Source organism: Paraburkholderia sp. UCT70 (assembly GCF_050434085.1).
GTDB classification, from domain to species: Bacteria; Pseudomonadota; Gammaproteobacteria; order Burkholderiales; family Burkholderiaceae; genus Paraburkholderia; species Paraburkholderia tuberum.
In genome coordinates, this window is the sequence record NZ_JBNPVZ010000002.1 from 2038896 (window position 1) to 2062493 (window position 23598).

The 23598-nt window shown below is 67.9% G+C and carries 22 protein-coding genes; 6 read left to right on the forward strand and 16 right to left on the reverse strand.

Annotation, left to right across the window (positions count from 1 at the left end; genetic code table 11):
• Positions 1–95: 95 nt before the first annotated feature.
• The 3 genes from OKW41_RS11720 to OKW41_RS11730 form a co-directional block, all read right to left on the reverse strand.
• Positions 96–1055 carry an aldo/keto reductase gene (locus tag OKW41_RS11720; protein ID WP_429572572.1) on the reverse strand — a complete coding sequence of 320 codons (960 nt, stop codon included), beginning with the start codon at positions 1053–1055 and terminating at the stop codon, positions 96–98.
• A gap of 112 nt (positions 1056–1167) precedes the next feature.
• The gene (locus OKW41_RS11725) at positions 1168–1356 is read right to left on the reverse strand and encodes an HAD-IA family hydrolase (RefSeq protein WP_429572573.1); all 189 of its coding nucleotides are present in this window, start codon (positions 1354–1356) and stop codon (positions 1168–1170) included.
• 111 nt (positions 1357–1467) lie between these two features.
• Positions 1468–2643 (reverse strand): epoxide hydrolase family protein, encoded by a 1176-nt coding sequence (locus OKW41_RS11730; protein ID WP_429572574.1) that lies wholly within the window; start codon positions 2641–2643, stop codon positions 1468–1470.
• Positions 2644–2759: 116 nt separating this feature from the next.
• Between OKW41_RS11730 and surE the strand changes: the two genes are divergently transcribed.
• Positions 2760–3539 carry a 5'/3'-nucleotidase SurE gene (surE, locus tag OKW41_RS11735; protein WP_090809866.1) on the forward strand — a complete coding sequence of 260 codons (780 nt, stop codon included), beginning with the start codon at positions 2760–2762 and terminating at the stop codon, positions 3537–3539.
• A 31-nt stretch (positions 3540–3570) separates the two neighbouring features.
• Here the strand turns inward: surE and OKW41_RS11740 are convergent, their stop codons facing one another.
• From OKW41_RS11740 to OKW41_RS11755, 4 genes are all read right to left on the reverse strand, one after another.
• Positions 3571–4395: a DUF4148 domain-containing protein gene (locus OKW41_RS11740; protein ID WP_429572575.1), complete on the reverse strand. Its 825-nt coding sequence runs from the start codon at positions 4393–4395 to the stop codon at positions 3571–3573.
• A 229-nt stretch (positions 4396–4624) separates the two neighbouring features.
• A complete protein-coding gene (locus tag OKW41_RS11745) occupies positions 4625–5485 on the reverse strand; it encodes a DMT family transporter (protein ID WP_429572576.1) in 861 nt (286 codons plus the stop codon).
• A gap of 94 nt (positions 5486–5579) precedes the next feature.
• Positions 5580–6215 carry a carbonic anhydrase gene (locus OKW41_RS11750; RefSeq protein WP_184035393.1) on the reverse strand — a complete coding sequence of 212 codons (636 nt, stop codon included), beginning with the start codon at positions 6213–6215 and terminating at the stop codon, positions 5580–5582.
• A 318-nt stretch (positions 6216–6533) separates the two neighbouring features.
• The gene (locus OKW41_RS11755) at positions 6534–6809 is read right to left on the reverse strand and encodes a DUF1488 domain-containing protein (protein WP_008923225.1); all 276 of its coding nucleotides are present in this window, start codon (positions 6807–6809) and stop codon (positions 6534–6536) included.
• Here OKW41_RS11755 and OKW41_RS11760 point away from each other — a divergent pair.
• Positions 6808–8508 carry an MDR family MFS transporter gene (locus tag OKW41_RS11760; RefSeq protein WP_429572577.1) on the forward strand — a complete coding sequence of 567 codons (1701 nt, stop codon included), beginning with the start codon at positions 6808–6810 and terminating at the stop codon, positions 8506–8508. The two genes, OKW41_RS11755 and OKW41_RS11760, sit on opposite strands and share 2 nt — an antisense overlap.
• Before the next feature lie 37 nt (positions 8509–8545).
• On the opposite strand, the gene OKW41_RS11765 is transcribed toward OKW41_RS11760, so the two are convergent.
• From OKW41_RS11765 to OKW41_RS11795, 7 genes are all read right to left on the reverse strand, one after another.
• Entirely contained in the window at positions 8546–9721 is a 1176-nt protein-coding gene (locus tag OKW41_RS11765) for an alpha/beta hydrolase family protein (RefSeq protein WP_429572578.1), read from the reverse strand.
• A 2-nt stretch (positions 9722–9723) separates the two neighbouring features.
• Positions 9724–10749, reverse strand: a complete 1026-nt coding sequence (locus OKW41_RS11770) for an AraC family transcriptional regulator (protein WP_429572579.1) — start codon at positions 10747–10749, stop codon at positions 9724–9726.
• A 171-nt stretch (positions 10750–10920) separates the two neighbouring features.
• Positions 10921–11649 (reverse strand): precorrin-4 C(11)-methyltransferase, encoded by a 729-nt coding sequence (cobM, locus tag OKW41_RS11775; RefSeq protein WP_429572580.1) that lies wholly within the window; start codon positions 11647–11649, stop codon positions 10921–10923.
• Positions 11646–12410: a cobalt-precorrin-6A reductase gene (locus OKW41_RS11780; RefSeq protein WP_429572581.1), complete on the reverse strand. Its 765-nt coding sequence runs from the start codon at positions 12408–12410 to the stop codon at positions 11646–11648. The genes cobM and OKW41_RS11780 overlap by 4 nt, the downstream gene beginning before the upstream one ends.
• A complete protein-coding gene (locus OKW41_RS11785) occupies positions 12407–13507 on the reverse strand; it encodes a cobalt-precorrin-5B (C(1))-methyltransferase (RefSeq protein ID WP_429572582.1) in 1101 nt (366 codons plus the stop codon). Before OKW41_RS11785 ends, OKW41_RS11780 begins: the two co-directional genes overlap by 4 nt.
• Complete coding sequence (gene cbiE, locus OKW41_RS11790; protein WP_429572583.1) at positions 13507–14730, reverse strand: precorrin-6y C5,15-methyltransferase (decarboxylating) subunit CbiE; 1224 nt, start codon at positions 14728–14730, stop codon at positions 13507–13509. Before cbiE ends, OKW41_RS11785 begins: the two co-directional genes overlap by 1 nt.
• A gap of 13 nt (positions 14731–14743) precedes the next feature.
• Complete coding sequence (locus OKW41_RS11795; RefSeq protein WP_429572584.1) at positions 14744–14998, reverse strand: hypothetical protein; 255 nt, start codon at positions 14996–14998, stop codon at positions 14744–14746.
• A 39-nt stretch (positions 14999–15037) separates the two neighbouring features.
• On the opposite strand from OKW41_RS11795, the gene cobG reads away from it, so the two are divergent.
• Genes cobG through cobJ form a run of 4 tightly spaced genes read left to right on the forward strand, consistent with a single transcriptional unit; the run spans position 15038 to position 19591 of the window.
• Positions 15038–16477, forward strand: coding sequence for a precorrin-3B synthase (cobG, locus tag OKW41_RS11800; RefSeq protein ID WP_429572585.1), 1440 nt, complete (start codon positions 15038–15040; stop codon positions 16475–16477).
• On the forward strand, positions 16470–17096 hold the full coding sequence (locus tag OKW41_RS11805; protein ID WP_090809844.1) for a precorrin-8X methylmutase: 627 nt from the start codon (positions 16470–16472) through the stop codon (positions 17094–17096). Before cobG ends, OKW41_RS11805 begins: the two co-directional genes overlap by 8 nt.
• On the forward strand, positions 17097–17840 hold the full coding sequence (locus OKW41_RS11810) for a precorrin-2 C(20)-methyltransferase (RefSeq protein WP_429572586.1): 744 nt from the start codon (positions 17097–17099) through the stop codon (positions 17838–17840).
• Complete coding sequence (gene cobJ, locus OKW41_RS11815) at positions 17837–19591, forward strand: precorrin-3B C(17)-methyltransferase (RefSeq protein ID WP_429573391.1); 1755 nt, start codon at positions 17837–17839, stop codon at positions 19589–19591. Before OKW41_RS11810 ends, cobJ begins: the two co-directional genes overlap by 4 nt.
• Before the next feature lie 34 nt (positions 19592–19625).
• Here the strand turns inward: cobJ and OKW41_RS11820 are convergent, their stop codons facing one another.
• Positions 19626–22247, reverse strand: a complete 2622-nt coding sequence (locus OKW41_RS11820; protein WP_429572587.1) for an AAA family ATPase — start codon at positions 22245–22247, stop codon at positions 19626–19628.
• Positions 22244–23449 carry a metallophosphoesterase family protein gene (locus OKW41_RS11825; RefSeq protein ID WP_429572588.1) on the reverse strand — a complete coding sequence of 402 codons (1206 nt, stop codon included), beginning with the start codon at positions 23447–23449 and terminating at the stop codon, positions 22244–22246. The genes OKW41_RS11820 and OKW41_RS11825 overlap by 4 nt, the downstream gene beginning before the upstream one ends.
• Positions 23450–23598: the final 149 nt, after the last annotated feature.

The window sequence follows — 23598 nt, forward strand, 5'->3', positions numbered from 1 at the left end:
GTTTGTGGGAGGCGGCACCTGTATGCGAATAGAAAGCGGCAAGTAGTCGCCGTGGCGGATTGCGCACCGGATTGCGCACTGGATTGCGCATCAGGTCAGCCGCCGACCGCCGCGATGATCCGCGCGCGCATCGCGTCGTCGGGTAGCGGTCCCGATCCCGCGCGCACGTTGTCCGCCATGTATTGCGGCCGCCCGGTGCCCGGAATCACGACCGTCACCGCCGGCTGCGCGAGCACGAATTTCAACAGAATCTGCGCCCAGCTCGTGCAGCCGATTTCGCCGGCCCATGCGGGCAACGGCATTTTCATCACGCGCGCGAGCAAACCGCCGCCGCCGAACGGTTGATTGATCACGACGCCGATGCCGAGATCGGCTGCGAGCGGCAGGATGCGCTGCTCGGCCGCACGATCGTCGGCGGCGTAGTTGATCTGCACGAAGTCGGGCTTCTCGCTGCGCATCACCGCCGCGACTTCGTCGAACGCGCTCGATGTGTAATGCGTGATGCCGAGATAGCGAATCCGGCCGCGCGCTTTCCAGTCGCGCAAGGTCGCGAGCTGCGTGCGCCAGTCGAGCAGATTGTGGATCTGCATCAGATCGACATGCGGCTGCTGAAAACGCCGCAGCGATTCCACCATCTGCGCGATGCCGGCCTCGCGTCCCTCGGTCCAGACCTTGGTGGCGACGAACGCCTTGCGATGCGCGTCGAGCTGCGTGAGCAGCGCGCCCGCGACCGCTTCCGACGAACCGTACATCGGCGAAGAATCGATCACCGAGCCGCCCGCTTCGAACAGGATGCGCAGCACCTCGGCGAGTTGGGCGCGGGCGGCGGCATCGTCGCCGACGTCGAAGGTGCGCCACGTGCCGCAGCCGATCACCGGCAGCGCTTCGCCGGTGGACGGGATCGCGCGGCGGCTCATGCGGGGTAAGGTGGTGCCGGATTGCGCGTGCGCCTCAGTTTGCGCGGACGTGACGCGCGACAGCGCAAGCGCTGCCGGCAGCCCGAGCGCCGTGCGCAGAAAGCGGCGGCGGTGATCGTGGTTCGACGAATGTGCCATAGCGTGTATGGTGCCCTCGTGCATGAAAGTTCGACCGTCATCGCAACTGCTATAACACACCGCGGCGCGCGAGTTCGATCGACAAGCTCGCCGCGTCGACGAACCGAAAGCCCTAAAAACCGGCCGCGAGCGCGCCGTCCACGCTGGCCTGGCTGTCGTCGATGAATAGCGTGTCCGTTGCGGCCGCGCCGAGGCGTTCGACGCAGCGCAGATAGGTTTGCGAGGCGGGCTTCGCCGCGCCGAACGCCGCCGAAATGACCACGGTCCACAGCTTTAGATCGGGATAAGCCGGTTTTGACAAACCTTGACGGTGATCATTTCGGGCATTTCATTTCTATTGCATATTCCTGCTGGCGCCGAATGAATAAAAAAGGCGGCATGAGCCACCTTCGCCGTTAGTGATCGACGCTGCCTAGCGCGCTTTCTGCCGCAACGGCCTGAAGAACTTTCGAATCTCGGCCGCGAGCAACGCGGGCTTTTCCATCGCCGCGAAGTGCCCGCCCGCTGGCATTTCGCTCCACTGCGCGACGTTGAAGGTTCGTTCGAGCCAGCTTCGCGGCGGATGATTGATCTCCTTCGGAAACAGCGCGAAGCCGACTGGTGTGTCAATGCGCTCGCCGTCGGAGAAACGCATCGGCTGCAGGCGGTTTTCCCAATACATCTGCATCGCCGGGCCGATGCACTGCGTGAACCAGTACAGCGAGATATTGGTCAGCAGATCGTCTTTCGAGAACACGCTTTCCACCTCGCCGCCGCAATCGCTCCACGCCCGAAACTTCTCGCCGATCCATGCGGCGAGTCCCACCGGCGAATCGTTCAGCGACGCGGCGACCGTCAGGGGTTTGGTGCCGTGCTGATGCGCGTAACCGCCTTCGAGTGCGGCCCAGTCGTTCTTCTCGCGCAGATAGTCCTGCTCGGCCGGCGTCAGCTCCCGCTGCGCCGCGCCGATCGCGGGCTCATAGGAACTCGGCAGGAAGTTCAGATGGATGCCGTCGACCACCCGCGGATGATGCGCGGCCAACGCGATCGACACGCCCGCGCCAAGATCGCCGCCCTGCGCGCCGAAGCGCCCGTAGCCGAGCCCGCGCATCAGTAACACCCACAGGTCCGCGACCTGGAACGCGGACATGCCGGCCTGCGCGGGCGCAGGCGAAAACGCGAAGCCCGGCAGCGACGGCGCGACGACGTCGAAGGCGTCGGCGGGATCGGCGCCGAACGCGACCGGATCGCACAACTGATCGAGCAGCGCGTGAAACTCGAAGAAGGAACCGGGCCAGCCGTGCGTGATCACCAGCGGATAAGCCTGAAAGCCGGGCGCGACACTGGCGGCGCGCCGATGCGCGAAGTGCACGGTCTGGCCGTTCACGTCGGCAAGAAATTGCGGCAGCTGGTTCAACCTGCGTTCGGCCGCGCGCCAGTCGAATTGTCCGGCCCAATAGGTCGCGAGTTCGCGCAGCCAGGCCGGGTCGGTGCCCTGCTGCCAGGCGGGCGCGGGCGTCGTGGGCGCCCAGCGGGTGGCGTGGATGCGGCGGCGCAAATCGTCGATGTCCTGATCGGCGATCGCAATCTCAAACGGGTCGATCTGCATAGGGGTCGTCCTGGGTCGTTGGCGGCTCACCGTCATCGTACGCGCGCCCGACGAAAGCTCGATAATGGGCGTCCCTTCCCTACGATTCATTCACCGAGCCACAGGAGATTGACGCGATGTCCGCTTACGAATCCAAGCTGCCGCGAGTGCTGCTGACGAACGACGACGGTATCGACGCGCCCGGCCTCGCCGTGCTCGAAGCCGTGGCCGCCGAGCTCGCGCACGAAGTCTGGGTGGTCGCGCCCGAGCACGACCAGAGCGGTACGTCGCATTCCATCAGCCTGCATTCGCCGCTGCGCGTGAGCCGCCAGGGCGAACGCCGTTTCGGCGTGACCGGCACGCCCGGCGATTGCGTCGTGATGGGCGTGCGTCATCTGATGCGCGAGGCGCCGCCGTCGCTGGTGCTGTCCGGCGTCAATCGCGGCGGCAACCTCGGCATCGAAACGATGTTCTCGGGCACGGTCGGCGCGGCGATGACGGGTCTGCTGCTCGGGCTGCCGTCGTTCGCGCTGAGCCAGGCGTTCAGCGATCGCGAGCGCGTGCGCTGGGACACCGCGCGCACGCTCGCACCCGGCGTGATCCGTCAGTTGCTCGCGATCGAGCATGCGGCGCCGACCTGCCTGAACATCAACTTCCCCGACGTCGATGCCGCCGACGCAGGTCCGCTGACGCCGACGCGCCAGGGCGTCGGGCTCGTCAGGGACATCGAGGTGCTGCCGGAAGTCGACCCGCGCGGCATCGCGTATCACTGGTTGCGCTTCGATCGTGGCCCGCGCGAGAACGATGCCGACAGCGAAACGGCAACCGTCGCGGCGGGGCGCGTATCGGTCACGCCGCTTGCGTTCGATCGCACCGACGAAGCCACCTTCGCGCGGCTCGCCGCGTCGTTGATCTAACGGTTGCCGGGGACGCGGCGCGAGGCCCGCTTCAGTGTGCCCCAGGTCCCGACGGCTCGGGTCTGCCGAACGCGGGCATCGTACCGTTCTCACGCGCGCGCACGAGTTCGGCCTCTACTTCGGCGCGGGTTTTGGGGCCGTTGCTGGTGACCGCCTGAGTTGCGGACTGGCTGGTCAGCCCCGCGCGCGGCATCGACCATGGCGACTCGACGCCTTGCGTTGCATATTGCGGCAACGGCCGCGCCTCTGGCACGACGCTGGCCGCTTTCTTCCCAGACCGCTCAGTAGTAGAACTTTTCCGGTGGCTGCCGCCCCGCGCATGACTACCCGATGTCGTCGCAACACTTTGCGGTGAGCGAGGTTTCGTCGTGGTACCCGACGCAACTCGGCTATGGTGTGCGTGCCCGGTCTTTGCCGTGGGTGGCGCCTGGGTCCGGTTCGACGTCACCGCAGGCTGCGGCGGCAAACTCGTCTGCTGCGGCTGCGGCTGCGGCTGCGGGTGCGGCTGCTGCTGTTGCTGCGCCTTGTTCGACTCCCGCGCGAACTGTAGCGCCGCGATGGCCAGAGCGTCGCCCGCCTGCGCTCCAATCGACGCGGCCGGCGGAGCCCGCAAGGCGGCCACGTCGTCGCGCAGCGCATGGCGGCGCGTTGCCGGCGCGACCGTCGCCGCGCCGGGCCGGCCTTCGCTCTGCCCCGCCGCCGCCCCCGTCGCGCTGACACCCCGTTCGCCGTCGGCGACGAGACTCACGTCCCGACCGGACGACCAGTCGTTGTCCAGCTGCGACACATAGGCCCCAATCGTCACCGCGCCGAAGACGAGGCCCATCAACACGATCATTCTCGGTTCGCTATACAAGGCACGCTCCCCATTCCAACCGATCGACCGACCCATTAGTCAAAGTGTGGGCGATACGAATGACAGTGTTTTCCTTTTTAGACCTAACAACCGACGAATCGGCGGATCTGGTCGGGGATGTGTCCGAAATCGACGGGTACTCTTCCGTTCAAACGCGCGCCTTGATCGGAGTCCCAAGCGATTCTTCCGGCGCCGCCTTCGACCCTGTTTTCAGCGACGCAAGCGCAGCTCAAACGAGCGGCCCTTCCTCGGGCTTGCGGCGCATCGCGACGGCGATCGAACTGCCGACGATCAACGCGATACCGAGCATCGATATTCCGCCGATCGTCTCGCCCCACACCAGGTAGCCGAACAGCGCGGCCCACACGATGCTCGTGTAGTTGTACGGCGCGAGCGCGCCGGCATCGGCATCGCGGAACGCCATCGTCATCAGCAACTGGCCCGCCGTCGCAAGCGCGCCGAGCAGCGCCATGATCGCGAGCGCATCGAACGACGGTGTGCGCCACGCGAAGACCAGCGACGCGCCCATGACGGCCGTGCCGACCAGCGTGAAGTACAGCACGGTCGTGCCCGAATCGTCGCTGGCTTTGATGCGCTTGATCTGGATGATCGACAGCGCGCCGCACAACGCACTCGCGATCAGCAGCGCAGGCCCGAGCCAGCTCGCATGCGAGCCGTCAGGGCGCACCACGAGCAGCATGCCGGCGAAACCGACCGCCGCGGCCAGCGCGTCGCGCGGCTTGAGCGTTTCGTGCAACAGCAGCGGCGCCAGCACGATCACGAGCAAGGTCTCCGAATAGACGATCGCGAACGCCTCGCAGAGCGGCATATACGGCAGCCCCGCAAAGAACAGGCCCGATGCGCCGAGCAGCGTCAGCGCGCGCAGGGTCTGCCCGCGCACGTCCAGTTGCCGCAAGCGCGTGGCGAGCGGCTTGCCGCGCAGGCACATCGCGACGGCCGGGAACAGACCGAACAGTGCCGTCGGATTCGCTGGTGACGTCGAGCTGGTAGAGGTGGTTGTGCCGGGCGGCGGGGTGGGATCGAAGCCGCGTCGCCGCGCCGGCCACCCCGAAAAAACAACGCGGCGCACCGAAAAAATCCGTTGCGCCGCGTTCGCTTTATGCAAGGCTTTTAGCAAGCCAAGGTGTTAATCCCTCAAACTAAAAACCCGCTTTGATGCCACTTCAACTCGCATAAATTTCCGGATTATCCGCAAGCGGCAGGAATTTACCGGTCTTGCCATCGAGCGCAAGCATTTCGGCGCTTTCGATATTGAAGATCCAGCCATGCAGCCGCAGCGTCTTGTTCACGAGTCCGACCGCCACCGACGGATGCGTGCGGATGTTGCTGAGCTGCGCGATCACGTTGTCCTTGACCAGCGCCTCGAGACGCTCCGCATCCGAGCCGTAGTGGCGCGACGCGTTGATTGCTTTCGCCGCATCCGCGTGACGCAGCCAGCTCGCGACCGCCGGCATGTGCTCCAGATTCGTGCAGCTCGAGATCGCCGTCATCGCGCCGCAGTTCGAATGGCCGCAGATCACGATGTCGGTCACGCCGAGCACGGCAATCGCATATTCGACGGTTGCCGATACGCCGCCCGGCTCCGGGCCGTACGACGGCACGATGTTGCCCGCGTTGCGGATCACGAAGAGCGACCCCGGTTCGGTCTGGGTCAGCAGTTCCGGCACCACGCGGCTGTCCGAACAGGTCACGAAGAGCGTGCTGGGATTCTGCGCCGTCGACAACCGCTTGAAGAGCGCGCTTTGCTGTGGAAAGACCTCGCGTTGAAAGCGGATCAGACCTTCGATGATTTCCTGCACGATATTCTCCAGAGAATCGAAGAGACGGATTTAAAGTTGCCGCGACTATACCGCAGCCTTTCAATCGTCGCGCGAATCACCGTGCTAATCGTCGGACGCTCCTGCGGCGAATTGCCTGCGAAATAATGGCGTGCTTGCACGCGCCATAAAAAAGACCCGGCTGCCGGCAGCCGGGTCCAACTCTCTCGCTCACACGCGTTAAGCGGTGTGTGCATCGATACTGTAGCCGCGCCGGCGTCGCGGATCTAGTCGCCGCGATGGAAGAGTCCTTTCCACCGCGGCACGAATCGCTTGACCCGATACAAGCAAGCGGGTCGCTCAATCGAAGTCGCGCGTCTCGAGCTCCACGGACCGTCCCCCGTTGCGTTCGAGCACCCGCCGCGTAGCATTTTCAATGCGGGCGCGGTTTGCCTCGAACGCTCCCACCAGATCGTGAGCAGACGGGGCGCCGTTGCCGAGGCTGCCATTGCCGAAATGGTCATTGAGCGCATCGAGCGACACGCTGCACCATACGTCCTTCCCGTCCACATTGGCCTCGTAGGCGACGCGCGCAGCAGCCACCACCTCCCGGCGTCCGGTGAATTCGATCCTCATGATTGTCCTCCGTGTGTCAAAGGGAAATCCGAATACGCAACGGTCGTGCCCAATCCGGCCGGCTCGCCGGCTGCCCGGGCGCGAGCACGCATTCTCCGCAAGGTGCATACTCCTGACCGGCCGCCACGCGCGGCCGCGCCGATGCGTCGCAGCAAGGCCTCCTCCGGGCCGTCGACGCATTCAACATATCGATACTACGCCCTTCATGTCCCGCAATACTCAATCTTCGCGCCCGCTCGTGATCGCCGCCGTGATGGCCTCGATGGCGATGGTCGCGATCGAAGCGACCATCGTGTCGACCGCGATGCCGCAGATCGTCTCGCAACTCGGCGACCTGCATTTATACAGTTGGGTGTTCTCGTCGTTCCTGCTCACGCAGACCGCGATGACCGTGGTGTTCGGCAAGCTCGCCGACCTCTATGGGCGCAAGCCCGTGATCCTCGCGGGCATCGCGATCTTTCTCGTCGGCTCGGTGCTCGCCGGCTTCGCGTGGTCGATGCCGGCGATGATCGTGTTCCGCCTGATCCAGGGGATCGGCGCGGGCGCGATCCAGCCGGTCACGCTGACCGTCGTCGCCGATCTGTACCCGGCGCGTGAACGCGGCAAGGTGCAGGGTTATCTCGCGAGCGTGTGGGCGATTTCGGCGGTCGTGGGTCCGATGGTCGGCGGCTTCATCATTCACAACCTGTCGTGGGCGTGGATCTTCTGGATGAACGTGCCGATCGGGCTCGCGTCGGCGGCGGGCTTCATCGCTTTCCTGCGCGAATCGGAACGGCACGCGCGGCCGTCCATCGACTTCGCCGGCGCCGCGCTGTTCATGGCCGCGATCGCAGCGCTGATGATGACGCTGACCTACGCCGGCGACGACGCGTTGGCGCCAGCATCGTTCGCAGGCGGCGTCTTCGTGCTGTGCGTTCTGCTGTTCGTGCGGCAGGAGCGTCGCGCGGCCGAACCGATGATCTCGTTCGCGCTATGGAGCCGCCGCCCGATCGCCGCATGCAACAGCGCGACGGTGCTGGCCGGCATGATCCTGATGGGCGCGACCACGTTCCTGCCGATGTACGTGCAGGGCGTGCTGCATCGTTCGCCCGTGGTGGCCGGCCTCGCGCTGACGATGATGATGGTCGGCTGGCCCACCGGCGCGACGTTCGCGGCGAAGTCGTTTCACCGGCTCGGTTTGCGGCGCATCCTGATCTGCGGCAGCGCGTTCGTGCCGCTCGGCGCGGTGCTACTGCTGTTGCTGTCGCCGGGCGCGTCGCCGCTCGTCGCCGGGTTCGCGTCGCTGATCATGGGCTTTGGCATGGGGACGTCGAGCGTCAGTTCGCTCGTGCTGATCCAGGAGATCGTCAGGATGGACGAACGCGGCAGTGCGACCGCGTCGAACCTGTTTTCGCGCAATCTCGGCAGCACGCTCGGCGCGACGCTGTTCGGCGCGGTGCTGAACTTCGGGCTCAGTCATTCGCAGGGCGTCGCGACGGTCACGTCGGATCAGCTGAAGGCGCTGCTGCAGAACCGCGCCGCCGATCTCGGCGACAGCGATCTGGTCCGGCTCGTGCTGCACCAGTCGCTGCATCTGACCTTCGTGTCGATGTTCGTGATCGCGCTATTCGTGGTCGTGCTGCTCGCGCTGGTGCCAACGATCCGATTCGGCGACGACAAGCCGGCACCAGTCAAGGCCTTGTCGCCGCTCGAGGACTGAGTCGCGCGGCGTCGCGAACCACTTGCGTTCGCGAGCGCTATGAGCCGCCCGCCGGCAGCGTCGCCGCGAAGAAATCACGCACCCGGGCCGCGGTTCGCGCATGAATCGCGGCGCGATCGACACCCGGCCCGTCCTTGCAGATCGGCGCCAGACGCTCCATCGCCTCGGGCTCGCACACATGCATGAACGTATAGTGCGAGGCGCCCGGCACCATCGTCACCGTCGCTTGCGGCATGAGGCCCGCGATGCGGTGAATGTTGGTGTTGACCGGCGCGGTCGTGTCCGCCTCGCCCGCCAGCAGCGCGACCGGAATCGTCACTTCCTTGAACGACGAACTGTTGAATGCCTCGCCGAGCGCGGGCGCGATCGCGAACGCGGCTTTGACGCGCGGATCGCGATACGAGTCGCCCGAGCGCGCGCGCGATGCGTTCGTTTCCGCCGATAGCCCCTCGACCGTCAGCGCCGGCGCGCCCGGCGCGTGCGCGAGATTGGCGGCTTCGGGCGGCGAGCAGATCGCATCGGCTTCGGACGACATGCAGAAGCGCTCCAGCGCCGCGCGATCGGTCCGTGCGCCCGCGACTTCGAGCACCGTATAGCCGCCGAGCGAAAAGCCCAGCGCGCCGATCCGCGTCGTGTCGACGCGCGGACCGAAACGCGGGTCCGCGAGCACCCCGTCGAGCACTTCGCTCAAATCGGTCGCGCGCTCCCACCAGAGGATGAAGCCGTCGCGCGTGCGCGGCTCCAGCGCGTTGTTACCCGGATGATTGACGCCCGCGACGATATAACCCTGCGCGGCCAGCGACGCCGCGAGCCAGTCGAGACTGTCCGCGCTGCCGCCGGTGCCGTGCGATAGCAGCAGCAACGGGTATTTGGGCTGCGCGGCGGACAGCGGCGCATCGTCGGCGGCCGCGTGGCCGACGAACATCGGATGGCCCGGCGCGCCGATATCGTGAGGCGTCTCGGGTTGCGCCGCATCGGCCGGGTACCAGATGCGCGTGATCAGCGCCTGCGTTTGCGCGCCGCGCCAGTTGCGGGCCACGGCGGGGTGAAATACGCGGCTCGTTTCGCCGACATGCCAGCCGGCGGAGGCGGTTTGCGCGATGGCGTTCGCCGGCAACGAAGCCCACATCGCGCCAGACAGCACCCCTGACAACGCCACGGACAACGACACCACCACCGCGCTCGACAGCGCGGCCCAGCCTCGACGCAACATGGTTAGCCCTCGCAAATGGGAATCATCAGATCGGTGACGCAGGGATCTAGCGCGCCGCGATCGGGCGTGCTTCGATACAGTTCCAACCCCGGCCGCTGATCGCGCCGGTAGCCGCTGCGCGGCAGCCAGCCGCTGTACAGCGCCCTGAAAGTGGGCGAGATCAGCGCATAAGGGCCGACGAGGCGGTGCACCGCATACAGCCCGCCTTCGAGCCGCAGCGGCTCGATGCCCGGCGGGCGCCCGGCAACACGCGGGCGTTGCGCGGCTTCGTCGAGCCGCTCCATCGCAGCGCTCAACGCCGCCTGCGAGCCCGCGACAATTGCCGCGTGATAGCAAAACCCGCCAGCCATCGACGGATCGCGCGCGCAAATGCCGACGCGCTGTTGCAACAGCGGGTTCTCGTCGCAGCGCAGCGTCGTCATCAGCGTGTGGAAGGTCTGGCCGATCGTCGCGACCGGGCCGTCATGGCGAAGGCATAGCACGTCGAGCGGCGCGAGCTCGGTGACTTCGACGGACGGCAGCGCGGGCGGGCTTTGCCTTTCGGTGCTTTCGTCACGGTTACCGTCGATGCCATCGTGAATGCGGGCGCCATCGCCATCGCCGTCGCCTCGCCGCGCGATGCGCGCTTGCGCCGTTCGCCGTGTCCGCGCCGAAGCTGTCGAAACCGCCGGATTCGCCACCAGATGCCGCTGCCGGGTCCTGAATTCGCTCGGCGACACACCGGTGAAATCGCGAAACGCGCGCGCGAATGCTTGGGGACTGTCGTAGCCGGCGTCGTGCGCGACCGCGGTGACCTGCGCGGCGTCGGTCAATCGCTGGGCCGCCTCGGCGAGCCGCAGACGCTTGACGGTGTCGCCAACGCTCTCGCCCATCAACGCGCGATAAATCCGGTGGAAGTGATACGGCGACATATGCGCGACGGCCGCGAGGCTGTCGAGCGTGTGTCGCGCGCCGGGCTCGACCAGAATGGCCTCGACCATGCGAGCGATCCGTCGACGGTAATCACGTTCGGTGCTGGGCTTCATCATGGCGCCACGATAGCGGTCTGCGCGCCGCGAGGCGGTGCAGAACTTGCGGATTTTCGCGTTTTCGCGCTTCGCGTTTTGCCAGCAGACGGGCGGCCAGGCTCGCGCGCTGCGTCACATTATGATCGACAACCCAAGCGGCTTCCTGACGCCAGAAAGGCTTTCACGGCGCCGTCAACTGCCCTTCGCATACAGCGTCGAATCGGCGAATCCTTCGGCGGCCAGCACCTGGCCGACCAGAATCAGCGCGGTGCGCTCGATCGCGCTGCCCTGCACCTTCGCGACGATATCGTCGAGCGTGCCAGTGATCTTTTCCTCGTCGGGCCAACTCGCGCGATAGATCACCGCGATCGGACACGCGCCGCCGTAATGCGGCCGCAACTCATCGACAATGCGGGCGAGATGCCGCACGCCGAGGTGAATCGCCAGCGTCGCGCGATGCCGCGCGAGATCGCCCAACTGCTCGCCTTCGGGCATCGACGTTTTGCTAGCGTAGCGCGTAAGGATCAGCGTCTGCGACACGTCGGGCAGCGTCAACTCGCAGCCGAGCGCCGCCGCGCATGCGGCCGTCGCGGTCACGCCGGGCACGATTTCGTAAGGAATGGCCAACTCGCGCAAACGGCGGATCTGCTCGCCGATCGCACCGTACAGCGACGGATCGCCCGAATGCACGCGCGCGACATGCTGGCCCTTCGCGTGCGCCGCCGCGAGCAGCGCGACGATCTGGTCGAGATCGAGCTCCGCGGTGTTGATCACCTGTTCCGCGCTATGACCTTCGAGCACCGCGGCCGGCACCAGCGACCCCGCATACAGGATCACCGGACAACTGCGCACGAGACGCTGCCCTTTGACCGTGATCAGTTCCGGGTCGCCCGGACCCGCGCCGATAAAAAACACTGTCATTCAGTACTCCAATTATTTGCTCGCTTACCCGAATCCGCATTCGCCTGCGCGGGCAACGCATCGAGAAGATCGGCAACGCTGGCGAACTCGCGATCGACCTCGGGCAACACCGGCCGTCGCAGCATGATCACCGGCAAGCCACGTTCGCGCGCGACCTCGAGCTTCGCCTCGGTCGCGCCGCCGCCGCTGTTCTTGCTGACGACGACGTCGAACGCCTGCAGCGCGAACAGCGCGCGTTCGCCGTCGAGCGTGAACGGTCCGCGCGCCGAGAGGACGCGCGAGCGCGCCGTGTCCGGATGCGAATCGAGCACGCGCACGGTCCAGAATTGATGCGGCGGAATCTCGTCGAGATGCGCGAGCGGTTCGCGACCGAGCGTGAAAAGCGGCCGCCTGAACGGCGCGAGCGTGTCGATCAGTTCGTTCCAGTCATCGACCATGCGCCAGTCGTCGCCGGCTTGCGGCTGCCACGCTGGACGCCGCAGCGCCCAGCACGGCACCTTCGCCGCGCGGCACGCGTCTACGGCATTCGCGCTGATCCGCGCCGCGTACGGATGCGTCGCGTCGATCACGAGGCCGATCGCTTCGCTCGCGAGGTAACGCGACAGACCCGCGCTGCCGCCGAAACCGCCGACGCGCACCGCGCACTTCAAGTCGTCGGGGACCTTGCCGAGTCCCGCGAGACTGTACACATGCGCGGGACCGAGTTGCCGCGCGATCTTCAGCGCGTCGCCGGTGCCGCCGAGCAGCAGGATGCGCGTCATCGCGCGACTCCGACGATGTTGCCCTGCCGGTCGATCGCGAAGATTTCGACGCTGACCTGCGGCGGCACGATATCGCGAGCAACGGCCAAAGCGTGCTGACAGACGATATCGCCGAGCGGCACCTGCCGCGCGAGAGCGAGCGCGAGCGCCTGCTGGCTCGTGTTGGCCGCGCGCATCGCCGCTTGCAGCGTGGCGTCGGCGCCATGCGCGGCAGCCCAGCCGGCGAGTTGTTCGAGATCGATGCTGGAGTTGCGGCTATGCAGATCGAGATGGCCGGCCGCAAGCTTGCTGAGCTTGCCGAAGCCGCCGCAAATGCTCAGTCGCTCGACCGGCGCGCGCTTCACATGCTTGAGCACCGCGCCGACAAAATCGCCCATTTCGATCAGCGCGATATCGGGCAGGCCGTAGTGCGCGCGCATCGCGTCCTCGCTCGCGTTGCCGGTGCAGGCGGCCACGTGCGTGTAGCCGTTTGCGCGCGCGACGTCGATGCCCTGATGGATCGACGCGATGTACGCCGAGCACGAAAACGGCCGCACGATGCCTGTGGTGCCGAGTATCGACAGCCCACCGACAATCCCGAGTCGCGGGTTCATCGTTTTCAGCGCGAGCGCTTCGCCGCCTTCGACGCCGATCGTCACTTCGAAGCCGCCGCGATACGCGTGGCGCGCGGCGAGTTCGACGAGGTGCCGCGTGATCATCTGGCGCGGGACCGGATTGATCGCCGGTTCGCCGACCGGCAGCGTGAGCCCCGCGCGCGTGACCGTGCCGACGCCCGGCCCCGCGCGAAAGATCACACCGGGCTCGGGCACGAGGCGTACGCGCGCGAACACGAGCGCGCCGTGGGTCACGTCGGGATCGTCGCCGGCATCCTTGATCGTGCCGGCTTCGGCGATCCGCTCGCCGTCCGTCGCGGCAAGGCGGCAGAACGTGAGCCGCATCGGCACATGCTGGCCCTTCGGCAACACGATCTCCGCGACCTCGCTGACCTCGCCCGCCAGCAGTAGACGAGCGGCCGCGAGCGACGTCGCGGTCGCGCAACTGCCGGTCGTATAGCCGCTGCGCAGCGGCGCCGGCTGTTCGGGGGTCTCGTCGCGCATCACGAATCGGCCGATGGTTTGGCGGGTTTGGTCACGTCGAGCAGTGTGATCGGCAACGCCTGGCGCCACGTATCGAAGCCGCCGAGCGGTTGCGCGTGAGCGAGCCCGATGCGCGTCAGCGTACCGCCATGCCGCTCGCGCCATGCGGCGAGCACCGCCTCGCCTTGCAGCGTCACCGCGTTCGCGACGAGCCGGCCGCCGTCGCGCAGTTGTGTCCAACAGGTGTCGAGCACGTCAGGCTCCGTCACCCCACCGCCGATGAACACCGCGTGCGGCGCCGGCAGTCCCCGCAACGCGTCAGGCGCGCGGCCGGCCACGAGTTGCAGCCCGGGCACGCCCAAAGCATCGCGATTCTGTTCGATGAAGCGCTGCCGCGCTTCGTTCGCTTCGATCGCGATCGCGCGACACGTGGGATGCGCGCGCATCCATTCGATTCCGATCGAACCGCTGCCCGCGCCGACGTCCCACAGCAACTCGCCGAGCGCGGGCGCGAGGCGCGCGAGCGTGATGACGCGCACGTCGCGCTTGGTCAACTGGCCGTCGTGGATAAAGGCGTCGTCGGGCAAACCGCAGGTCAGCGGCAGACGCGGCGCATGCGCCGACGCGCGGCACTCGAGCGCGATCAGATTGAGCGCGGCCATCTCGCCGGCTGGCCATTGATCCGCGCGGCCATCGACACGCCGTTCGCGTGCACCACCCAGATGTTCGAGCACGGTCATGGCAGTCGCGCCGAAACCGCGCGCATCGAGCGAGGCCGCCAGTTCCGCGGGCGTGCGCCCGTCCGCGCTCAGCACGAACAGGCGCGCGCCGTCACGCAGATGCGCATTCAGCGCGGCAAGCGGTCGGCCGACCAGCGAGACGGTCGCGACATCCTGCAACGGCCAGCCGAGCCGCGCGGCCGCGAGCGACAACGACGACGGCGCCGGCAGCACGCGCAACTCGCCGGCCGGCAACTGCCGCGCGAGCGTCGCGCCGACGCCGAACAGCATCGGGTCGCCGCTCGCGAGCACGCACACCGCGTGCGGACGCTCGGCGAGCAACGGCGCGAGATCGAACGGACGCGGCCACGCGGCACGGCGCGCGGCGAGCCGCGCGGGCAGCATCGCCAGATGGCGCTCGCCGCCGTACACGACCGACGCGCCCAGCAACGCACGCCGCGCGGGCCGCCCCAAACCGGCGAAGCCGTCGTCGCCAATGCCCACTACGGTCAGCCATGCCGGCATGCATCCATCCTCATCAGTTGCGTCGATTCTTTAGCGATTGCACCGGCTCACGCATGCGGCTTTGTGCAGGCTCGGAGCGCGGGTTGCGAAAGTCCGCATGATACCGCCGCCATGCGGCCCGCGGCTTCGCGGCGGAGCGCCATGCTGCCGCGATCACCGGCATCGCGCGATGGCCGGCAAACAGGCGCTGCGGCCACAGCGTAAAGATATAATGGCCGCTTTCATTGCCCACGGTCGGCGCGAAGCGCTTTTCGGCCGCACAGTTCACGCCGGCCCTCGTCGGGCAGCATGCAGCGAGGCCGCAGCCATGCCGTCGCGCGACGCTAACCCCGGTGCCCCTTTGAATCGAGCTTCGCCTCCCACCGTTTCGTCCCACGCGGTCACGACACCGCGGCCTTCGGCATGTCCGGGGTTGCTGCGCATCGTCCCCGCGCGCGACGGCGGCATCTGCCGCATCAAACTGCCCGGCGGCGTGCTGAGCGCGGCGCAGGCACGCGCGATCGCCGATGCCAGCACGCGGCACGCGAACGGCGTCGCCGAGCTGACCAATCGCGCGAATCTGCAACTGCGCGGCGTTCGTGACGGACACGAAGCGGCGTTGAGCGCGGCGCTGATCGGCGCGGGGCTTGGACCGGCCGGCGCGCTCAGTTCCGCCGACGATGTCCGCAACGTGATGATCAGCCCCGCCGCCGGCCGCGATCCGCACGCGCTGATCGACACGACGCCGCTGTGCGGAGAACTGCTGACGCTGCTGCAAGGCGATGCGCGTTTCGTAGCGTTGTCGCCGAAATTCGCGCTGCTGCTCGACGGCGGCGAACAGCTTGCGCGGGTCGATCATCCGCATGACGTGTGGCTCGCGGCGTCGGCTGACGGAGAAGGCGTGCGCTTCGTGTTCGGCCTCGCGGGGTGCCCGGCTCCGGCAGGCGAGAACTCGAACCCGCGCGGCCATCGCGATTCCAACGGCACGGGCGCGCTCGCGGCGGTGCCGCCGTCGCGCGTGCCCGCGCTCCTGCGCGCGTTGCTGCACACGTTCCTCGACCTCGCCGCAGCCGACGCGACCCGCATGCGCGACCTGCTCGCCACGCATTCCGCCGACGCGCTCCTGCGGCACGCGCAGCGCTACGTCGATTTCCCGCTCGTGCGCGACGCATCGCTGAGCCACTGGCAACGACACATCGCCGCCGACCCATCGCTGCGGCTCGGCGCGCACGCGCAGCGCGGCGACGGCAGGTCGCATGTCGGCGGCCAACCACCGCTCGGCCGGATCGATGCGGCCACGCTGCGCGCCCTGGCTGCGCTCGCGCAAAAACACGGCAACGGCAGGTTGCACGCGACGCCATGGCAAAGCGTGCTGCTGCCCGACATCGCGACGACGACGGTGCCCGCCGTGCTCGCGAAGCTGATCGCACTCGGTCTCGCGTGCGACCCCGCGCAGGCCATCACGCACGTGATCGCCTGCGCCGGTTCGGCCGGCTGCGCGAAGGGCCTCGCCGACACCAAGACCGACGCGCTGCAACTCGCCGAGCGCTTACCCGCCGGCGTCGACGTGCATCTGACGGGCTGTCCGCGCTCCTGCGCGGCCGCCCATCGCGCGCCCTACACGCTGCTCGCCGCCGCGCCCGGCCTCTACGACCTTTATCGACGCGACGGCCGCCCCGGCTTCGGCCAATGCGTCGCGCCCCAACTGACGATCGACGAGGCCGCCGCGCTGCTCGCGCGCCTCGCCCGGAGTACTCCACATGCTTGATTACATTCGCGACGGTCAGGAGATCTATCGCCAATCGTTCGCGACGATCCGCGCGGAGGCCGACCTCGCGCGCATCCCCGCCGACCTCGAAAAGCTCGCGGTGCGCGTGATCCACGCGTGCGGCATGGTCGACGTGATCGACGACCTCGCGTTCTCCGACGGCGCCGGCAGCGCGGGCCGCCGCGCGCTCGCGCAAGGCGCGCCGATCCTGTGCGATGCGGGCATGGTCGCGCAAGGCATCACGCGCGCGCGGCTGGCCGCGAACAACGAAGTGATCTGCACCCTCACGCACCCGGACGTGCCCGCGCTCGCGCGTGAAATCGGCAACACGCGCTCGGCCGCCGCGCTCGAATTGTGGCGCCCGCATCTGGCGGGCAGCGTCGTCGTGATCGGCAATGCACCGACCGCGCTGTTTCATCTGCTCGACATGCTCGATGCCGGCGCGCAGAAGCCGGCGCTGATTCTCGGCTTTCCGGTCGGCTTCGTCGGCGCGGCGGAATCGAAAGCGGCACTCGCGCAAAACAGCCGCGGCGTCCCCTATGTGGTCGTGCACGGACGGCGCGGCGGCAGCGCGATGGCCGCCGCCGCGGTCAACGCGCTTGCGACGGAGGTCGAATAAATGGCGAGCCAGCTAACGAGTCGCGGACGGCTGTACGGCATCGGCGTCGGTCCCGGTGACCCGGAATTGCTGACGTTGAAGGCGCTGCGGCTGCTCAAAGCGGCGCCGGTGGTCGCGTATTTCGTCGCGAAGGGCAAGAAGGGCAACGCGTTCGGCATCATCGAGGCGTATCTGCACGACGCGCAGCAGCATCTGCCGCTCGTCTATCCGGTCACCACCGAAGCACTCGAACCGCCGCTGTCGTACGAAGCGATCATCGCGGACTTCTATGACACCGCCGCCGAAATCGTCGCGGGCCATCTCGACGCGGGCCGCGACGTCGCGGTGATCTGCGAAGGCGATCCGTTCTTCTATGGCTCGTACATGTATCTGCATGACCGGCTCGCGGCGCGCTACGACAGTGAGGTGGTGCCCGGCGTGTGCTCGATGCTTGGCGGCGCGGCGGTGCTCGGCGCGCCGCTCGTGTATCGCAACCAGAGCTTGTCGGTGCTGTCGGGCGTGCTACCCGAAGATGAATTGCGCCGCCGTCTGACCGACGCCGACGCGGCGGTCATCATGAAACTCGGCCGCAATTTCGACAAGGTACGGCGCGTGCTCGACGAACTCGGACTCGCGCAGCGCGCGCTGTACGTCGAACGCGCGACGATGCGAAATCAGCGCATCGTGCCGCTTGCCGAAGTCGATCCGATGGCGTCGCCGTATTTCTCACTGCTGGTCGTGCCGGGGCAAAAATGGCAAGGATGAACGCGCCCGCCATCGTGATTCTCGGCACGGGCGCGCTTGCGACCGCGCGGCGGATTCAGGCGTCGTATGTCGAGCGTGGCGCGCATGCCGCGGCCGGCGTTGCCACGGACTGCCAGGTCCATGCGCTGCAGGGGCGCGTCGACGCCGACGTATCGTACAGCGAACTCGGCGCGCATCTGCGCGAGCTGTATGCGCGCGGCACGCCGATCGTCGCGCTGTGCGCGGCCGGCATCGTGATTCGCTGCCTCGCGCCGCTGCTGTCGAACAAAGGCGCCGAGCCGCCGGTCCTCGCGGTCGCCGAGGACGGCAGCGCGGTCGTGCCGCTGCTCGGCGGCCTCGCGGGCGTCAACGTGATGGCGCGCGACATCGCCGCGGCGTTGGCCGTGCAGCCCGCGATCACGACGAGCGGCGAGCTGCGCTTCGGCACCTGCGTGCTCAATCCGCCCGATGGCTATGCGCTCGCCGACCTGGGTCAGGGCAAGCGCTTCGTGTCGGATCTGCTCGCGGGCGAAAGCACGCGCATCGAAGGCGACGCGCCGTGGCTCGACGACGCGCAACTGCCGCGCTCGGCGTCGGCGCGTCTCGCGATTCGCGTGACGCCGCGCGCGTGGGATGGGCGTGAAGACGAACTCGTGATTCATCCGCGCAGTGTGGTGGCGGCTGTCGCCAGCGACGACGCCGATGCCGCCGACGCGATCGTCGCACGCGTGCGCGCGGCACTGAACGCTCAGGGTCTCGCGATGCTTTCGCTTGCGGCCTTGCTCGCGCCATCGACGAGCATGGCCGACCCGGCGCTCGCGCAAGCGGCAAGGCTTCTCGAGGTGCCGCTGCGCTTCGCCGATGCCAGCGCCGAACAGGGCGAATCGAGTGCCGCAAGGTTGCTGCATACCGCGCTGCGCGTCCCCCACGAAACGCTGCACGACGACGCACACCCCGGCGTCGCGCTCGCCCTCTCCCCGCTCGCCATCGACCCCGCGACGCTCGGCCGTGCCCGCGGCCGTCTGACCGTGATCGGCCTCGGCCCCGGCCGGGCCGAGCTGATGGTCCCGGCCGCGCGCACCGCGTTGAACGAAGCGACCGACATCCTCGGCTACGACACCTACGTGAAAATGGCCGGCCCGCTGCGCGCCGGTCAGCGCGTGCACGGCACCGACAATCGTGAGGAAATGCAGCGCGCGCGGCACGCGTTCGAGCTCGCGAGCGAAGGCCGCTCGGTGGTGATGGTGTCGTCGGGCGACCCCGGCGTGTTCGCGATGGCGGCCGCCGTGCTCGAAGCGCTCGAAGCTTCCCGGAACGACGCATGGGCGGCCGTCGAACTATCGATCGTGCCGGGCGTGTCGGCCGCGCTCGCGACCGCCGCGCAGGCCGGCGCGCCGCTCGGCCACGACTTCTGCATGCTGTCGCTGTCGGACAACCTGAAGCCGTGGACGATCATCGAAACCCGCCTGCGCCATGCGGCGCAAGCCGATCTCGTGATGGCGTTCTACAACCCGATTTCGCGCGCGCGTCCGTGGCAACTCGACAAGGCACTCGACATCGTGCGGGAGTATCGCGTGCCATCGACCCAGGTGGTGCTGGGTCGCGATATCGGCCGGCCCGGCGGCACGCTGCGCACGCTGACGCTCGGCGAGCTTCGCTCGGCCGATGTGGATATGCGCACGATGGTGATCGTCGGGTCGTCGCTGACGAGAAGATTCGCTCACGGTCATCACGGCGCGCAGTGGGTGTACACGCCGCGGTGGTACGAGTAAGCGGACCGTACCGGGTGGTACCGGCCCGCCCCGCTCACGCCACCTTCAGATCCTGCACCGCCCGCTGCCTCACGCCCAGGTCGTCCCACAACTCCGGATGGCACGTGAACACCAGAATCTGATGCCGCGTCGCCGCGTCGATCAACGCACGTTTGAGCGCGTCGCGGCGCGCGGCATCGGTGTGTACCGCGGCGTCGTCGAGCATCAGCAGAGTCGGCCGGCCTGAGGCCTGCAAGAGATCCGCGTACGCGAGCCGCGTCAGGATGCCGAGCTGTTCGCGCGTGCCGAAGCTGAGCGCATCGAGCAGTTCCGCGCGGCCGTCGCGATCGAGCATCGCCGGAATCAGATCGTCGCCGAGCGCGAGGCTCGACTGCGGAAAAAGCCGCTTCAGGTAGTGACCGACCCGCTCGGTCAACGGCGCACGCAGTTGGGCGAGCGCGGCGTCGCGTTCGTCGACCAGCACTTCGTCGAGCAGACTCAGCGCGCTCGCGCGCAGGCGCAGTTCGTCCTTGCGACGCGTGGCCTGCTCAACCTGGGCTTCGAGCGCGGCAAGCCGTTCGCCGAGGCCCGATGCGCCCATCGTTTCGAGCTGGCTACGCAGCTCCGCGATCCGCAGTTGACGCTCGTGCTGCTCGTTGCGCGCGAGGTCCGCCGATGCGCGATAGCGCTTCGCCTCCGCCACGGGGTCGTCCAGACGCGCCGCATCGAGTTCGCGCTCGCGCTCGCCGCGCTGGTTCTTCAGCGCATCGACCTTGACGCGTTGCTCGACGATATGCGCCTGCCATTGCGCCCGGTTGCGCCGAAACGCTTCGTCGTGCAGCTGCGCTTCTTTACGCTGCAACTGCGCCGTGAGCGAATCGGCCTTCGCAACGCCGCTGGATTGCGCGCCCGCCGCCTGCGCGAGCACCTTGCGCGCGGTCTCCAACGCGTCGCGCGCGATGTCGGCGTTGCGGCGCGCGTCGTCGAGCGGTGCCGCCGCGGACACGTCGGGCAGACTGGCAAGGCGCTCGCTCGACGCCTGCAAGCGCGCCGCCGTCGATGCCAGCGCCGCGCGCAACGCATCGATGCCTTGCGGCGCGTGCACCTCGAGAATCCTCGCCTGGCTCTTCTGTTGCGCGACCAGCGTTTTCCATTGCTCGTGACGCGCCTGCGCATCGCCCACCGACGCGACGCCGAGCGACCGCAGCAACTGCGCGTGCTTCGCCTCGAGCGACGCCAGCTCCGACAACCGCGCGGACAGATCGGACACGCCCGGAATCACGCGCAATTCGCCGAGCTTCCCGAGACCGATGCGTTTTTCATCGTCGACATGCAGCACGCCCGTGCCGCTGATCGTCTGATCGCCGACGCTCAATTCGCCATTCAAGCTGTACTCGATGCGCGTCATCGCCGCTTCGGTCCGCGCACGCAACACGGTCAATTCGCCGTCGAGCGCGACGAGGCGCTTGAACTGCGCGTCGTCGAGTTCGAGCGCCGCCGCGTCGCGCGCGGCCTGCAACACCGCCGCGTTCGCCTTGTCCGCCTCGCCGATCGACGCTTCGAGCCGCTGGCCCTCCGCCCGATAGAAATCGACCTGGCTGCGCAGATCGGCGGCGGTGACGGCCGCGTTCGCGAGTTCGAGCGCGCGGTTCGCCTCGGCCGATGCCTGCTCGAATTGCGCCACACGGCTTTGCGCCTGCGCATGCGCGGTTTGCGCGGCCGCGACCTCGGCGCGCGCCGCGTCGAGCTGCTCGCGTTCGCGCGCGATGGCCGCCTCCAGTTCGAGCGCGCCCTGCTCCTGCTGCACCGACAACGCGAGTTCGGCCTCGCCAATCTTCAGCGACTGCGCGAGCCCTTCGAGACCGCGTTCGAGTTGTTCGACCGCCGCGGCACGTTGCTGCGCGAGCGCGGCCTTCTGCTCGTGAAGCTCCCACGGACGCCTGCGCTCGGCGTCGTCGAATGCCCGCTGTTGGGCGGCGAGGCGCGCGATGTTGTCGTCGAACTGCTGGCGCTGCTGTTGCAGCTCGTCGCGGCTCGCGATCAGCGAGGCGAGCTTCTGCTCCGCCTCGGCGAGCGGCCCGGTCGACTTCTGCGTGCGTGCGGTCAGCAGTTGCCGCAGCTCGCGCTGCACGGCCGCGATCAGCGCGTCCTCGCCGCCCGCTTCGCGGCCGCCCGACAGTTGCGTGAGCGCGTCGCGCAGATACTGCGCCGCGTGCCCGGTCGAATCGCGCATCTCCTGCGTGCCGCCTTGCTGCACCCACAACAGACCCGGCACGCCGGCGTTCTCGGCTTTCATCGGACCGCGCGCCGCGCGCGAGAAGCCGAGCAGCGCGGCGAGCTTGTCTTCGGCTTCGTCCTCGCCATACACGGCCTGGCCGATCCTCAGCTCGCAACGCTGACGCGACACGAACTGCTTCGACAGACGGCACGCCACACCATCGAGCTCGAAGCTGACCTCGACCGACGGCTGCCCGCTCGCAAGCCCCCACGGCAACAGGTCTTTCAGATGCGACGCCTTGTAGCGTTCGAGGAACACCGTGCGCACCGCCTCGGCAATCGTGCTTTTGCCGGCCTCGTTCGGGCCGATGAACAGATTGAGACCGGGCTGCAGATCGTCGATCACGATCTGCCCGCCGAACTGCCTGAATTCCTGAATCGCGATACGTTGCAGCTTCATGCGGGGGCTCCTTCACGCGGCACTTCAGGTTGCTGCCGCTCGCGCATCTGCGCGGGTGGTGCGGCCTGCGAATCGCGTTGCCGCTGTTCGCGCTGAAAACGCGCCAGCAGCAGCAACGCCTCGGCCGCGCGCCGCGCCTCTTGCGGATCGGCCTGCGCGTCTTCCTGCAGGCCGCGCAGCCGCGCGACCACCTTCGCGAGATAGCCGCTTTGCGCGCCGAGTTCGGCGAGATCGTCGGCGGTCGGCAGCACGTGCAGACTGCCCAGATCGGCACGCAACGCGCGCACGCGCGCGCGCGCCTGTTCGACCGCGACATGCAGCGCCTCGGCATCGGCGAGCGCCGCGGTGCCGCCGACCTCGATGCGCAGCACGTCATTCGCGCCGAGTTCGGCGAGGCGGGTTTTCAATGCATCGACATCGGTCGGCACCGAAATCGTCTCGTCCCAGCGATGCCACCGGTATTGCCCGACCCGCACCGCGTCGACCTGCGGCACCGCGCCGGGATCGCTGACGGTAACGTCGAGCACGAAGCCCGGCTCGTTCGCGCGGAAACGGTCCTGCTCGTGCGTGCCCGCGTACCACGTGCGTTCGTCGACGCGCAGATGGCCGTGCCAGTCGCCGAGCGCCAGATAGTCGAGCCGCGCACTGGCGGCGCGCGTCGGCGCGATCGGATTCGACGAATCGATGCCGTCTTGCAGAATGCCGCCGACGCTGCCATGCGCGAGCCCCACGCGGTGATAGCCGGGCGGAGTATCGGTGGAATCGAAGAACGCGGTGGTGTCGTCGTAGGTGATGCGCTGCGTGAGCGGCGCGCACAGCAGCGCGCAACGGCACGCGTCGAGCAGCACGACGCCGGCTTCGAGCACGAGGCGCACGTTCGGCGGCACGCAATCGAGCCGCTGCGCGCGGGTCCACACGCTTTCGACGAGCGCCGCGTCGTGATTGCCCGGCAGCATGATCCACGCTCCGGAAAACGCTTGCAGCGCGGCGAACAAACGTCGGATCACGGTGTCCGACACCGTCTGCAGATCGAACACGTCGCCCGCGACGAGCACCGCGTCGACGTTGCGCGCGGCCGCTTCTTCGGCGATGCGGCGCACCGTGTCGAAGCGCGCCTGGGCGAGATGCGTGGCCTCGTCCGGTTCGAACTGACCGAATTGCGTGCCGATCTGCCAGTCCGCGGTGTGCAGAAACCTGATCACTGTGCCTCCATTGCGATTGCGTTGCGTCCTCTTGCGCTGATTTCGCCGAGGAGCCCAATCGCGAATGTTACCTTGCCGAAGCGCCGGCGCGTATTGCGCGCGCGTATCCAGGCTGGACGCGCGCGCGGGCCGTACCGCATCATTGCAAC